General features: G+C 45.4%; 12 protein-coding genes. 2 read left to right on the top strand and 10 right to left on the bottom strand.

Annotated features, from left to right (window positions below):
- Positions 1-140: 140 nt before the first annotated feature.
- The 5 genes from IAE55_RS12025 to IAE55_RS12005 all read right to left on the bottom strand — a co-directional run bounded on the left by IAE55_RS12025 (position 141) and on the right by IAE55_RS12005 (position 4,589).
- Positions 141-1,046 (bottom strand): fumarylacetoacetate hydrolase family protein, encoded by a 906-nt coding sequence (locus IAE55_RS12025; RefSeq protein ID WP_200632369.1) that lies wholly within the window; start codon positions 1,044-1,046, stop codon positions 141-143.
- Between the two features lie 23 nt (positions 1,047-1,069).
- A complete protein-coding gene (locus IAE55_RS12020) occupies positions 1,070-1,843 on the bottom strand; it encodes an SDR family NAD(P)-dependent oxidoreductase (protein WP_200632367.1) in 774 nt (257 codons plus the stop codon).
- A 459-nt stretch (positions 1,844-2,302) separates the two neighbouring features.
- A complete protein-coding gene (locus tag IAE55_RS12015) occupies positions 2,303-3,484 on the bottom strand; it encodes a DUF4317 domain-containing protein (RefSeq protein ID WP_163880824.1) in 1,182 nt (393 codons plus the stop codon).
- A gap of 194 nt (positions 3,485-3,678) precedes the next feature.
- Positions 3,679-4,248, bottom strand: coding sequence for an SF0329 family protein (locus IAE55_RS12010; protein ID WP_200632366.1), 570 nt, complete (start codon positions 4,246-4,248; stop codon positions 3,679-3,681).
- Positions 4,249-4,319: 71 nt separating this feature from the next.
- Complete coding sequence (locus IAE55_RS12005; protein WP_200632364.1) at positions 4,320-4,589, bottom strand: hypothetical protein; 270 nt, start codon at positions 4,587-4,589, stop codon at positions 4,320-4,322.
- 134 nt (positions 4,590-4,723) lie between these two features.
- On the opposite strand from IAE55_RS12005, the gene hcp reads away from it, so the two are divergent.
- Positions 4,724-6,412 carry a hydroxylamine reductase gene (hcp, locus tag IAE55_RS12000; RefSeq protein ID WP_234489493.1) on the top strand — a complete coding sequence of 563 codons (1,689 nt, stop codon included), beginning with the start codon at positions 4,724-4,726 and terminating at the stop codon, positions 6,410-6,412.
- Between the two features lie 649 nt (positions 6,413-7,061).
- On the opposite strand, the gene IAE55_RS11995 is transcribed toward hcp, so the two are convergent.
- Positions 7,062-7,817 carry an SDR family NAD(P)-dependent oxidoreductase gene (locus IAE55_RS11995; RefSeq protein WP_200632362.1) on the bottom strand — a complete coding sequence of 252 codons (756 nt, stop codon included), beginning with the start codon at positions 7,815-7,817 and terminating at the stop codon, positions 7,062-7,064.
- 217 nt (positions 7,818-8,034) lie between these two features.
- On the opposite strand from IAE55_RS11995, the gene IAE55_RS11990 reads away from it, so the two are divergent.
- Positions 8,035-8,922, top strand: coding sequence for an AraC family transcriptional regulator (locus IAE55_RS11990; protein WP_145948539.1), 888 nt, complete (start codon positions 8,035-8,037; stop codon positions 8,920-8,922).
- Between the two features lie 266 nt (positions 8,923-9,188).
- Here the strand turns inward: IAE55_RS11990 and IAE55_RS11985 are convergent, their stop codons facing one another.
- The 4 genes from IAE55_RS11985 to IAE55_RS11970 all read right to left on the bottom strand — a co-directional run bounded on the left by IAE55_RS11985 (position 9,189) and on the right by IAE55_RS11970 (position 14,291).
- Entirely contained in the window at positions 9,189-11,225 is a 2,037-nt protein-coding gene (locus tag IAE55_RS11985) for a DUF5054 domain-containing protein (protein WP_200632360.1), read from the bottom strand.
- 434 nt (positions 11,226-11,659) lie between these two features.
- The gene (locus IAE55_RS11980; RefSeq protein WP_200632359.1) at positions 11,660-12,346 is read right to left on the bottom strand and encodes a hypothetical protein; all 687 of its coding nucleotides are present in this window, start codon (positions 12,344-12,346) and stop codon (positions 11,660-11,662) included.
- A 562-nt stretch (positions 12,347-12,908) separates the two neighbouring features.
- Positions 12,909-13,283, bottom strand: a complete 375-nt coding sequence (locus IAE55_RS11975; protein WP_200632357.1) for a MerR family transcriptional regulator — start codon at positions 13,281-13,283, stop codon at positions 12,909-12,911.
- Positions 13,284-13,310: 27 nt separating this feature from the next.
- Entirely contained in the window at positions 13,311-14,291 is a 981-nt protein-coding gene (locus IAE55_RS11970) for an aldo/keto reductase (protein WP_200632356.1), read from the bottom strand.
- Positions 14,292-14,306 lie beyond the last annotated feature (15 nt).

The following is a 14,306-nucleotide window of genomic DNA, read 5'->3' as shown; positions in this document are numbered from 1 at the left end:
ATATCATGTATCATATATGAAATGTACGATAGGAATGGCAAATTAACCCAATACTTGATTCAAACGTTTAAAAAACGACATCGGAAGCATGAGCTCCGGTGCTGAAACCGACCTTTTTAAGCACGAACCTTTACGGATATTTACGACTCGGCTACCATCGTATTGGTGATGGATCCCAGCTTTTCGATTTGTATGGTGACTTGATCGCCGTCTTTCAGATACACCTGCTGCTCTGGGGGATAACCGAGCACAACCCCTTCTGGCGTTCCAGTCAAGATAATATCGCCGGGAACAAGGGTCATATGCTGGGAAATATAGCTGACGATCTCATCGCAGTAAAAGATCATATCCGACGTATTGGAATGCTGACGCACTTCTCCATTGACAAGGCATTGAATATCCAGATCATTCGGATTGCCGACTTCATCCGCCGTGACCAAATACGGCCCCAAAGGCGAAAACTTATCGCAGGATTTGCCGAGCAGCCACTGATGGGTGCGAAGCTGCAAATCACGAGCGGATAAATCGTTCACATTGCAGTACCCGAATACATGGGAAAGTGCGTTTTCTTTGGAAACATACTTGGCCGTTTTGCCCATGACGATAACCAGTTCTGCCTCATAATCTACTTTCTGTGAAACTTTCGGAAGCGGAATCGGTTCGCCGGCTCCTGCCAGAGTGTTGTTAAATTTATTAAAAAGAATCGGGTATTCCGGAATCGGTGCATTCGTTTCTTCCGCATGCTTCCGGTAATTCAAGCCCACACAGATGATTTTATTCGGATGGGTCACACAGGGCCCAAGCGTTAGTGACGACTCCTGAAGCATAGAAGTGCGGATTACATCATCGGATTGCAGCACATAATCCACATATTCGCCAAGGGCAGCCAGTGCTATATCTCCGCCATCCAGCACCTCATGGATCGTTGTCGGAATCGCCTTTCCAGATGGGATCAAGGATAGCGCCCCTAGGACATCCAGGACTCCATCATCCGTTTTCACTCCAAGCCGATATTGGTCATTATGAATAAACGTTAGTAATTTCAAGAGATCATCCTCCTATTCAAATGTTAAGCATTCTTGCCGAATACGACGCCACCATCGATATACAGCGGAGAGCCCATCATAAACTTCGATTCATCCGAGGCAAGGAACAAAGCCGCTTTAGCGACATCTTCCGGTCTGCCCAGTTCGCCGCTAAGCTGGCGTTTTTTAAGGGACTCAATCGCAGCTTCGGGATTCTCGTAACTGTTATTTAAATAATTCTCCACAAATGGTGTCAGAATGGTTCCGGGGAGCAGTGCATTGACACGAATATCATAAGGCGCATAGTCTACCTGCATCGATTTCGTCAGTGCCAAAACAGCACCTTTCGTCGCCGAATAGGAAGCGCGCTTCGCCAAACCGATTTCCGCGATGCACGATGACATATTAATGATAGAACCCGATTTGCGCTGCATCATATGAGGCAGAGCATATTTGCTTGGCAAGTAAACGCCGCGAATATTCACGCTCATCACCCGGTCCCATACATCCGGTTCAACCTCATGCAAAGCGCCGACCCCGCTAATTCCGGCATTATTGAACAGAACATCGATATGGCCGAAAGCAGCAATAGTCTGCTCCACCATCGCTTGGACTGAGGCCGGATCCGTCACATCCGCTTGTATGAACATCCCTTTACTACCCATTTCAACGATCTCCTGTACGGTTTCTTCTCCCTTCTGCGCATCCAGGTCGTTGACAATCACCGTTGCCCCTTCTTGGGCAAAGAGCAGTGCGGCAGCTTTTCCGATTCCGGATCCGGAACCCGTAATAAGCGCTATTTTTCCTGCCAGTCTCATTTTGACTCCTCCTATTCAATTTTCTTTGCCTAAAACAATCGCAGACCCGGGAATAAGCTGGATGGATGACTCTGATGAAGGATGATCCGATAAGAAAAACGCCTATCGACGTACTTTCAAAGAAGACAGACCGCGTTTAAAGGAAGTTTTTCTTGCAATATCAGGAAGCAATGGCTCTGGTGTTTATACTTTCTGATATTATAAAAAAGTTATTCCTTTCTTATCATCAGAATCTAATATCACGTTCTCTATTTCAGTACTCCAATCCTTCTCTTCTTAGAAAAAAATTACACTGTTCAATGCGAATTGACCTGGAACGATTTGCTTCGGTCAAACATAAAAAACGCTCCCCTCACGGCAGACAGGTGAAATCATAAAACCTGTCTCCGTGAGGGGAGCATCTTTACTAAGTTTCTGATGTGACGTATGCGATGTCCAATGCAAAGACTGTTACTCGCTTCATTCTGCCTTTTCCAACAACGTCTCTGTGGTGAGCGTAAAGCCCTCAATAACAGCATCTTCGTCAACCTCAATCATGATGCAGCGTTTGCCTTGAAAGCTCACCTGTTTGATATACCTTAAATCCTGCGGACTGATGGTAATCGTGGCTACCTTGGTATCGATCTTGATCGATTTGGACGTGAATTTCGGGATCACGCTGTTCGCCTTCAGTTCATAGTTCTTATCGTCAACGATGGTCTCAAATGCCCGTTCCACGGCTTCCTTGGTCACGTTATCCACGCCGCTTGCGGTCAGCACGCGTTCCACATCGGTATAATCCAGCTTCGCCGGTTCTTCCTCATCCTGGTGGGATTCAATCACTTGGTGGATCTCCTCGTACACATGTGCGATCGTGGCTGAGTCCAGCTGTTCGCCTGCCACTTCCTTCACGATGTCTTCAAAGATCTCTCGCTCTTCCATGGCCGTCACAGAGCGTTCCGCATTCAACACATCAGAGATAAAACGCTCATTCGGATCGTTCGATTTCCCCGTAGCATAGAGAACCCGGTTCACGTCGGAATAATTGTCCGTCACACTGGGATAGAAGAACCCTTGCTCCGGTGTGCTGAGCTTGATAATCGGATCGACAATGACATTGTACTTAAACTCTCTCTCCACATAGTCGAACAAGAGCGCCTTCCGCTGCTTCTCCGTAGAGTTCACGCTGCATAGAATGAACGGATGCCCGAACACTTCGTCGTTCCCGGTCTCCTCCGCTGCATCATTCCTCGCCTTGGTCGGCCGGTAGTATTGTCCGCGTACGAACGTGATGACCGTATCCCGTTCATACGTCGTGTCCGCCAACATTTTGTTCACGAGCAGCATCATCAGATCCTGCCACTCCTCCGGATCTCCCGTCTGGATCGCTTGGTGAAGCAGCACCTTCGAAGGGTCCTCCGCTTCCTCCTGAAACTTAAGCTCGAACAGCTTATGATCCAATTCACCGGTCAGCAGCTTCTTGAAATTGCCCATGTACAGCTCCTGCTTCTCCCGGTCCACTAACTCAAAGGGATTCCGCTCCCAGTGATAAACCTCGTTCGTTTCTTTCATAATGTACACGTTCAGAATATCGAAAATCTTCATCAATTCATTATCCATCTTAAACTGCTTGCGGATGTGCGCGATTTCTTTCTTGTTCATAGTTCGTCAGACAACTCCTAGAAAGTAAAATTGGCTATATCAGTATAAACGAAACAAAAACCCTTCGCTATATCGAATGAACTAAAGCCATGTTATAGTCCGCGATCGGGCGATTATAACAGGAAGTTCGATGCCAAACTCTAGTTCAAATCGATATAGACGGGGTTTTCGTCAAATACGAAAGTTATAGATTCTCAACATGTGCTGCGCCGCAGCTCATAAAAATACTGCACAATAGGATGCTTTAACTTCATTTTCTCGGACATGTTCAAAATCCGCTTTTTCCCAACGCGTCTATCTACCAAAGCCAGAATATTCAATAAAATATCTTTGCTCTCGATGTTTTCTTCTATAGAAGTAGATAAAAATTGATTAGCTAGAGCGACAAAATTGGATTTACTTAATGAAGCCTGTGCTGACATAAGCTCCTTGGCATATCCTGTTATTTTTCGGTTTCTGGCAATAACTTTTAGGCGATCCTCCGGAACGGTTCCTTTGGTCTCCTTTCGGACCGCTTCCATTTCTTCATCGCTGATCGGAATCTGGATATCGGGATCATTCTTAATTTCCAGCTCCGTCTGATACCACCGGATTGGACTCGCTTTATCATTCATCCGGAGGACGTCCTTTTTATCTACCGAAATATAACAAAGCCCTGCTTTATCCGGTAAATAACGATAACCTGTTGCACGGTATTCAACCCTTCCAACTAACGCAGGACTGAGAAAACTCTCCAGCTGCTGCTTCAATTTACTCCAGGACATGGTTCCTCCTCTATTCTCAAACCAAGCTATCTTTCATTTAAAAATAACCTCTCGTTTCATTGCGCCTCTGTTCAGTATGAATAACCCCCTGCTAAAAAACAACCCACAAAGTCTGCACTTTCATTCTCCGTCGTTTCGGTACCAGACTTTTTCCGTACGAACTGGAACAAATCATTGAGTCCCTCGTTTTCAAAATCAGCCAACGCCGCTCTCCACTTCTTTTTCAAACTCGCCAAGCATTTCTTTATTTTCTTCCTTAAGCAGGGGTCTTGATTGCCCGTATATTTCGGCCAGTCGCCGATCGGTAGCCGTTTGTTCTTCGCCTCCGGGTCGTATGTCATGTTCGTTTGTCCCTTAGTGATGTTCATCACTTTTTCGGTGATCGCAGCGGAGTATACTGTTCCTGACAGTCCAATGACAACGCGGAGGTATGTTGACCTTAGGCGACAAATCACTCACGAAACGGGGGAGAATCATGAATAACAACGCGACAGAGCCGTCCTTGAATCATCAGTCGTCCATGTTCTGCTTTCAATGCCAGGAAGCATCCAAAGGAACCGGCTGCACCCTTGTCGGCGTATGCGGCAAACCGCATGACGTGGCGAACCTGCAGGATTTGGTGATATATCTGCTGAAAGGGATCTCTTATCTCAGTCTGGATGTCCGGCTGCCGGCAGTGCTGGAACAGCGCGTATCGCTGTTTATTATGGACTCCTTGTTTGCCACCATTACGAACGCCAACTTTGACCGCGAGGTTTTTGTGGGGAGAATCCGGGAAGCGATCGCGCTCCGCGGCGAAGTGCGTGCCTTTTATAACGAACAATATCCGGAAGGATCGGCTCATCTCCCTGATGCAGCCGTCTGGGAAGCGGATCATGAAGCCGCAATGGATGAAAAAGCTCGTACGGTTGGTGTCCTCTCCACCCGCAACGAAGACATCCGCTCGCTGCGCGAATTGATTACGTACGGCTTGAAGGGGATGGCTGCTTATACGTACCATGCGCTTCATCTGGAGCGAGATGACATCGAATTGAACCGGTTTATGCGCCGCGCGCTTGCGGCTACGCTGGACGACAACCTTGAGGTGCAGGATCTGGTCGCTTTGACGATGGAGACCGGCAAATACGGTGTAACCGCCATGGCGATGCTGGACGAAGCGAACACATCCGTGTACGGACATCCGGAAATCACGAAGGTTAATATCGGGGTTCGAAACCGGCCCGGCATTCTCATCAGCGGCCACGACCTGAAGGATTTGGAGGAGCTGCTGAAGCAGACGGAAGGAACCGGCGTGGACGTGTACACGCACAGTGAAATGCTGCCTGCCCACTATTATCCGGCTTTCAAGAAATATGAGCATTTTGTAGGCAATTACGGAAACGCCTGGTGGAAGCAGAACAGTGAATTCGCCTCTTTTAACGGACCGATTCTGATGACGACCAACTGTATCATTCCGCCGAAAGACAGTTATAAGGACCGTATTTATACGACGGGCAACACTGGCTTTCCTGGTGTCCGCCATATCCAGGAAGGGACAGACGGCGCTGCCAAGGACTTCTCCGCACTGATCGAGCAGGCGAAAGGATGCCCGGCCCCAACGGAGCTTGAAACCGGCGAGATCATCGGCGGCTTCGCCCATGCCGCTGTGATGAACGTGGCTGATCAAGTCGTCGATGCCGTGAAATCCGGCGCGATCCGCCGATTCTTCGTGATGGCCGGCTGCGATGGACGGATGAAATCCCGGAATTATTACACCGATTTTGCGGCTCAGCTTCCGAAGGATACGGTCATCCTGACTGCAGGCTGTGCCAAATACAAATACAATAAGCTTGCCTTAGGCGACATCGGCGGAATTCCGCGGGTTCTGGACGCCGGGCAGTGCAACGATTCCTACTCCCTGGTCGTCATTGCATTGAAGCTGAAGGAAGTATTCGGCCTTGAGGATATCAACGAACTGCCGATTTCCTACAACATTGCCTGGTACGAGCAAAAAGCGGTGATCGTGCTGCTTGCCCTGCTTTATCTTGGCGTCAAAAATATCCACCTGGGCCCTACGCTTCCTGCATTCCTGTCGCCTAACGTGGCCCAAGTCCTCGTGGACAACTTCGGGATCGGCGGCATTACCAATGTGGAAGATGACATGAACATGTTCCTGGGTGCCTGATTTCTGCAATCTGAGGACCCAGGTTCTCCTGGGTCCATTATTCTAGTCTCTAATGAAACTTTTTTCCTCAGGTATGTCTACAATTACATCGGCTCTCGAGAAAATAATCACCTTCAGAGGTACATATACCAGATGTTTATACCAACAGCAATGGCTCCCTCCCCAAGAATCTTGTTGTATTTGATAGCATGCTTTTTAAACACAAAAAAACCTTACTTCAGACGAAGCAAGGAGAGCCTTTGCAATCAAACCATTAAACATAATCTTCCCTAGATTCTTCTTAGGGAACCCCTATTTACATACAACCCAACCATGAATTAGATAAAATACACTATCATTAAAGTTCCAGATCCACTGTTTTGAGAGCAATCGATTGTTTACAGGAATATATTTTTCAATCATTTCATTTGTTATTCGACCATCATCAACGTCATTCATCGACGTAATCGACTGCTCACCATTTTGATTTGGATTTTTATTACGCTGGGATTGGTTTCCAATCTATCGGCCGAAGGCCCTGGCGACTCTGCCAGAGCATTGCTTATCACCGGCGGGTTGATGGGCGCCTCCTTACTGTGCTGTACGTTAAAAAATGGCTTCCCCAGTTGTTTATCTCTACTGATCCTTATTGCTCAAATGAACAACCTTCTTAAAGCAAATGTCCGCCAGACACTTCAATGTCCTGGGCTGTAACCCAGCTGAAATCATCGGACAATAAGTTCACAATGACCTTCCCAATATCTTCGGGTTGGCCGATTCTGCCAAATACAGATTGCTCAGCCAGCGGCTTAATGAATTCAGGATGTTTATCGAATGCTCCATCACCAAAATTGCTGTGCGTAGGACCAGGAGAAACGGCATTAACCCGAATTTGGCGAGGGGCAAGTTCTTTGGCGATGTAGCGAGTCCAAGTTGAGAATGCTGCTTTTAACGATCCGTAGGCAGAGTAGCCTGGAAATGATTGGTTCTTTGATGAACTTGTAGTATTTACAATGGCTCCAGCATCATCCATGAATCTGACAAGCTGTTGTGTTAAAAAAATCGGTCCTTTAAAGTTCGTATTAAGAATCTTGTCGAAATATTCTTCGCTCATCTCAGAGAACATCATTGGCCCGCCAATACCGCCATTATTAACTAAGTAATCAAAAGTCGTTCTGTTCCAAATTTCTTTGAGGCTCTTTTTCACTTCTAGAACGAAACCCTCGAATGAAGATAGTTGAGTCAGATCCAACTTCAGTGCTACTGCCCGAACTCCACTATTCTTCTCAATTTCCTTAACGACAGCTTCCGCCCGGTCCTTATAGGAATTGTATGTGAGAATGACGCTAATTCCGCGCTGGCCAAGCCCAAGAGCCGTCGCTTTTCCAATGCCATTACTTCCGCCTGTTACAATTGCAATTTTCATAAGTTCACTCCTTTTTTGTGTTCGATCTGGATTTAATTTTAGTCGTATCTGCTGAGATAATATAGATCTAATCATGCCTTCTTATTGCCTAAAAACACCATGGACCTGTTCGAACAACCTCGATTATCCCTAATATTTATCATAAGGAGAGCCTAAAAGTGCCGAATCATTTCAGAGTGGTGTTGAGGAATAAGAAGTCGTGTAATAAAATAAGTGTATGAATAAAATCCTTGATGAAATAATTGATCTAATGAAAAGTGCAGGCACTCGGCCAATTGAAAGCGGAGTACCCGGGCTAAGTATGATTAAGGGAGATATTCCCGCACATCAGCTTGCAGCGCTTTACGAGCCGATGATTGGTTTTACGGTTCAAGGAACAAAGATTCTTTCCATCGGGGAGCGTTGCACTGACCTCAAAGGGCCATCCTATTACGTGTTACCGGTACATGTTCCTGCAACGGCGAGTGTACACCCAGATCATGAAGGCCGTCCTTACATGTCCCTTGGTCTTAGGTTAAATCAGGATGTCCTTCAGAGTTTATTAAGAGATCTGCCTGAGAATCTAATCCCAACTGCTTCCGAGCATTTCGCAGCTTGTGAAATAGACATTGAATTTATGGCGGCATGGCTGCGCTTATTGCGATTATCGAAGACACCAAAAGATATTCCAGCTCTTGCACCAGCTTATGAGCGCGAAATCCTTTATCGCGTTCTGATGGGACCACAAGGATGGAATCTGAGGCAATTTGGTCTTCAGGAAAGTAATTTATCTAAGATTTCCCAGATTGTAAAATGGTTTCGCGCAAATTTTATGAGGCCAATAGACATTGGTGATCTGGCATCAAAATCTGGTATGGCTGTAAATACCTTTCACCGTCAGTTTAAAAGGGCAACCGGTTTAAGTCCTATTCAATTTCAAAAGCAATTAAGGCTTTTGGAGGCTAGAAACCTCATTGCATTTGAGGGCTATTCAGTAACCAGTGCCGCATTTCATGTTGGCTATCAGAGTCCTTCACAGTTTAATCGAGAGTACTCCCGCTTCTTCGGTTCATCTCCAGCCCGGGACACGGAGAAACTAAGACGAATCGAAAGCACGAGGGATTAGATCATTGGGTCTTTTTTGTACATAAATATTTCAAACGATAGCAACCACAGATTATCATGTGGCTTTAAAACAAATAAAGTGCTCAAACTTGCTACATAGCAAGGTTAGGCACTTTTATTTGTGTGACCTGTTGCCGTCATGTAGTCGTTGTACTAACGTCTCCATTTTAATGGCACATACCGAAATCACCAATGTTTTTCCATGGTCGAGAACTTTCACGACAGCCTGCACAGGAGGATCCTGTTGTCTTCTTTTCTTTTGGATTTTTAACCCAGCACTAACTCAAAACGAGCGAAAATATCTTCTTCATACCACATCGTGAAATTCGTTCCCCATGTTGTGTTCAATAGTGTAAACGTAAATTTATGGTTGTCTGGATGGTATTTGTTGTTATAACTTAGATTGTTATTTGTTCCGATTCCCAACAGAGGGGCATCCATAGGTTTAATATTGATTTTTTTATCGCTGCCATCGTAAATTAACTCTTCAATCATGTGCTGCAGCTTGTTTCCGTGACCTACCACTGCAAAAGGTGAAATCACGGTATCCATTTTACGAATCTTCGTTAAGTATGGCGAATTCAAACGTGGTGTCATGTCAAAAGAATAAATTTCCGGATAACGAATGGCATCTTTATCCTGTAATAAAAGTGCAATTTCAACTTTATCTCCAAATTGATATTTAACCTTTACTACTCTTGGAGCACCATACTCCTCCACAGCTCTTTGGCTATACTTTAAAGTGGCAATTATCGAATCATTTTCCTTAACTAATTTAATAACATATGGTGTGAAATGTTCATTCAATTGAATGCGTTTTTGAATCTCCATTCCTGGCTTTAAGAAGTCAATGGCCCACCAATTATGTTGCAATTCACGCAAATAGTTGTAACGCAGGTTATCATAGTCATTTTGCCCGGCAATGGTATAGCTCAGCACCCCGAGTTTGTTGTCCTGATCAAAGTAAAGGATTCCATCCTTTTCTAAGTGATTGATAGAACCATCGCTGGCAAACATCACTTGATACCCGTTGATCGAAATCAATTCTTCCAAACCACATTCAATCCCTTGGTTTTCAAAGATATGATAGGGAACTTCGATCCGTTTTTTAATGTGATGTTGATCTTCAGGCTCCAAACAAGCGATTGCACGATCAATGTTCTTGCGTTGTTCTTTCCATGAAGACTCATAAAATTTGTACGAACGATCCGTCCACTCATTATAAGTGAATTTCATTTCGCCAACCGTTGCATCTTTAACAATGCCATAAGCGTAGGTTAAATCAGCGTCGGTAATTTGGTCTAAACTGCGCGCTCGCTGGAAGTCTTTCTTTTCATAATTCATATAGTCACTGAAATAGCGTTTGATATCCATTCCCCAAGTATGCTCTGGAACTAACATCGCATAGAAATTAGCATCGTCATTTTCTATTTGTTGATCAGACATGTAATTCGTTAAAATCCGGTAATCACGAATGATTTTCGGATCAGACATCGTTCCGTGAATCCATGTGTCCCCAATCTCCTCTGTGATCACTGGCAATTGGTCACGTACTTCCCAAAGTTCATTGGCAAACTGATCCATGGAAGTCATTTCAAGCTCATAGTCTGGATACTCATTCGCCATTTTTGACAAATACGCGTTAATTTTCTCTTGAGTTCCTGGACCACTATTATCATGCGTATGCATAAACGCCAGCTTGTTATCCAGGCAATCCACTCCGATGACGCCGCCATAGTCGTCTGAATAAGACACAATGATCTCACTTTCGCCATGCTTCCATAGAAATGTATCTGGAACTTCTGGAATGGAGCTCGAGCCATTTACACCAATGTGCAGGAATTTAACTCCTTGACGATATAACTCATCAACAATCCCGATCGTATGTCCTGGGACGTCCGTCATTTTTGCGCTTGTTGTTGTGTATCCATAACGAGCATCTAACTTCTTTGAGATGGAAATGATGTAATGTAACGTTTGAGGTGTCATCGCTTCAGAGTGAAACGTACACGGGATGGCGTGCCAGCGTATGTAACCTTTCTTTATGGCGTCGTCCAGCTTTTTACAAGCTTCTTCATCCATGGTTTTGAAATAATATTCAATAATAAAGCTGCCTGTTGTCCAAACAAAGTCTTTGCCCTCTTTTCTTAAGTCTTCCGCTAAAGTGATTGCGTTTTGAATGTAATCATGGCAATACTTGTGCAGGACATTTTCTGCCAAATCGGTAAAACCAATGTCCAAATGAGTTTTGTTGACCACATAGATTTTTTTCATTGCTATCATCACGCCTTTCTTAGTCATCATACGTCGTGAATATCTACTAACGAGAAAATGAATTTGGATCGTGTTATCTGATATGATAAACGCCCAAACGTCATCATTCTTTGAACGAACGAGACAACATTTTGTATGGTGTGGACATGATGATGAATAAAGGATCATCGTAATGGCGATTTGCTCCGCATATGCTGCCCGTTTACTTTAATTAAAAAAAGGAACAGCTGCCGGCCCACGGCATGCTGCTCCCTTATGTTGAATTATCGTTTCCTGTTAGCGCAATGAACCAGCTATTTATCTTGTCCTCCAGGAGAAAAAGTGTTTCCTCAACTCTTCCATTCGGTTTATATCCAGGAGCCAATGTCCTCCGATGATCTTTACCATTCGCCGCCTGGTTCGTCAATAGCCCCCATACACCGCTCGGTGGATGGGCGGCAGCCGGCGCAACGGTCCACATGCGCCTAATAAGCTTTGAAAGCGACGAAAATCGAACCGATCATCACGACAATGCCGCCGACCTTGCTAATGAAATAATAGAAGTCACTCGGTTCGGGGTTCTCGTACATGAGCCGCTGTGGAGATAGACGGAACATTAAATTCTGGAAGGCTTGGTACCGGAAGCTGCACCAACCAAAGATCAACAAGCCGAGGGCAAGAACCAGAAACCCTGGCATGCCTCGTTTGACATGATAATCGGAGTAAGCCGCGCTTACGAGCGCCGACGGCGGAAAATCTTCTTCCCCTTCCTCCTTGATCCGCTCGCCGTTGACGTACGTCTGAATAACCATGACGATATCGCCTTTGTCATCGTAGCTCAAGAGCATGCCGTTATTATCCTCGACGCTGTAGACATGGCCGTTCGGATAGGTCACGCGGAACTTGGTCGAGTATGGGACGCTTTTATCCGCAATCGCATAGGACTGCTCGCCGATGATCAAAGTGCGGTGCAACTCGTCATCGGTGCGTACTTGGATGGGACCGGCTGTGCTGCTATGATAGGTGACTAGACTGTCTTGCTCCCTTGAGAATTTGTATGTATCCCCATTCAGGTAGAAAACGCGGTCCGTGAAATAGGGTCTAGAAAAGAAGCCCGTCAAGACGGACACGAGGAGCACGGAGACGAAGAAAATAGAACTAGGTGTTATCATTTTTCGGAATAAAACCGCTCGGGTAGAAATATGCGCTCATCCTTTCTGCTTTATCCCTTTTACGTCCTAATAAGAGAGGCGGTTGCAAGCATTTATGCAAGGATATAACGTGCTTACGTTTTACAATCAAGCTTACGGCAGCTGACCATCATGCCAGCTGCCATCTTAAACAAATGTCTCCTGATAGCGTAACATAAAGGGTTATGGCAACTGACAACTAATTGTTCTGCTTGCCTTTGTATAACTTATTAATGAGTATCATCACAATATGTATTATTGTGATGATTGCGGAAAACTGAATGGATTTTACAAAACTCATATCCACAAAGTAATAACTCATCAGAAATATCGCACAAAAATAAATACCCAAACTAAGAATCGGTTTCATTACTCGACTCAGCATCCTTCTAAACAAATTTTACCATTAACCTCAACTTCTGTATTCGGCATAACTGCCCGTTAGCTTAATAAAGCTGCCGATCAGCACCGGCAGCTTCTCAAATGTTTGTTTATTCAACTATCGTTTCCCGTTAGTTCAATCATCACTTTCTTGCTAAGAATCTTATTCACGAATGTGCACGCTCATCATTGACTCATATATTAACAGTTTTTTGTTTACAACCTCGTTCGCTCTGTCCAACTCTACTTGTTTTCTTTGAAGTTCAAGCTTGTGTTTTTCCAATATTGCTTTTCTCTCCGGTATCGTTACATCGCCTTTAACGGTTAGATCAACCATCTTCCTTACAGTTACAACGGACATGCCAGTTGCGCGCAGACGCATCATGATGTCTATCCAATCCACATCCTTTTGTTCAAACATCCGGTTCCCATTAGGGTCTCGTTGAATATTAGGAAGTAATCCTTCTTTCTCATAATAGCGGATCGTGTGAGGAGGAATCCCGAGCCGTTCTGAAACTTCTTTTATTGAAAAATTCAATATCAACACCTTCTTATGGTCGCTATGCTATAGGTTTACGCTACTCATATCAGGATAACGGGTTCCGAAGGCCGCTCCTTTGGGAGCTGCTTCATCGATACGCGCCAAATCCTCTTTCGTCAGTTCGATCGCAATAGCGCCGATATTCTCCTCCAGGTACTCTCTGCGTTTCGTTCCCGGAATTGGTACAATGTCGTTTCCTTGTGCCAATAACCAAGCTAAAGCCAACTGGGAAGGCATTACGCCTTTCTCGGCGGCTATTTCTTCCACTCGTCTAACGAGTTCCAAATTCTTGATGAAATTATCTCCTTGAAACCGGGGTGAGAACCGTCGATAATCATCATCCGCCAAGTCTTCAAACTTTTGGATTTGACCAGTAAGGAATCCGCGTCCGAGCGGACTGTATGGCACAAAGCCAATACCGAGTTCGCGACAAACCGGCAAAATCTCATCCTCCACATCGCGGCTCCAGAGTGAATACTCCGTCTGCAGCGCCGTGATCGGGTGTACGGCGTGCGCTCGCCGAATAGTCGTTTCAGCGGCTTCGGATAACCCGAGATAGCGGACTTTGCCTTCACTCACCAGTTCGGACATAGCGCCGACCGTTTCTTCGATCGGCGTAAGAGGGTCTACCCTGTGCTGATAGTACAGATCGATATAATCAACGCCAAGACGGCGAAGACTGGCGTCACACGCTGCTTTTACATATTCCGGTCGGCCGTTGACGCCCAGGAATTTACCATCTTCACTTCGCATATTACCGAATTTCGTTGCCAGAATGACTTCGCTGCGGCGCCCTTTTACGGCTCTGCCGATAAGCTCTTCGTTTTTTCCTACGCCATACATATCGGCCGTGTCCAATAAAGTAACTCCAAATTCTATTGCTCTGTGTATGGTCCGGATGGCCTCTTCTTCATCACGCCCGCTGTAAAAGTCGGACATGCCCATGCATCCGAGTCCAAGTGCCGATACTTCTAAGCTGCTGTTGCCTAACGATCTTGATTTCAATGTCACCCACACCTT

It is taken from the genome of Paenibacillus sp. S28, from assembly GCF_016624415.1.
GTDB lineage: Bacteria > Bacillota > Bacilli > Paenibacillales > Paenibacillaceae > Paenibacillus_AQ > Paenibacillus_AQ favisporus.
Note: the sequence above shows the minus strand (reverse complement) of the source record. Positions and strands in the feature narration are given on the sequence as shown.

What these genes read in the sequence shown, in the direction of transcription:
- IAE55_RS12020 (WP_200632367.1), bottom strand. Translation starts at nt 1,843, where the DNA reads ATGAGACTGGCAGGAAAAATAGCGCTTATTACGGGTTCCGGATCCGGA.
- IAE55_RS12015 (WP_163880824.1), bottom strand. Translation starts at nt 3,484, where the DNA reads ATGAACAAGAAAGAAATCGCGCACATCCGCAAGCAGTTTAAGATGGAT.
- IAE55_RS12010 (WP_200632366.1), bottom strand. Translation starts at nt 4,248, where the DNA reads ATGTCCTGGAGTAAATTGAAGCAGCAGCTGGAGAGTTTTCTCAGTCCT.
- IAE55_RS12005 (WP_200632364.1), bottom strand. Translation starts at nt 4,589, where the DNA reads ATGACATACGACCCGGAGGCGAAGAACAAACGGCTACCGATCGGCGAC.
- hcp (WP_234489493.1), top strand. Translation starts at nt 4,724, where the DNA reads ATGAATAACAACGCGACAGAGCCGTCCTTGAATCATCAGTCGTCCATG.
- IAE55_RS11995 (WP_200632362.1), bottom strand. Translation starts at nt 7,817, where the DNA reads ATGAAAATTGCAATTGTAACAGGCGGAAGTAATGGCATTGGAAAAGCG.
- IAE55_RS11990 (WP_145948539.1), top strand. Translation starts at nt 8,035, where the DNA reads ATGAATAAAATCCTTGATGAAATAATTGATCTAATGAAAAGTGCAGGC.
- IAE55_RS11985 (WP_200632360.1), bottom strand. Translation starts at nt 11,225, where the DNA reads ATGATGACTAAGAAAGGCGTGATGATAGCAATGAAAAAAATCTATGTG.
- IAE55_RS11980 (WP_200632359.1), bottom strand. Translation starts at nt 12,346, where the DNA reads ATGATAACACCTAGTTCTATTTTCTTCGTCTCCGTGCTCCTCGTGTCC.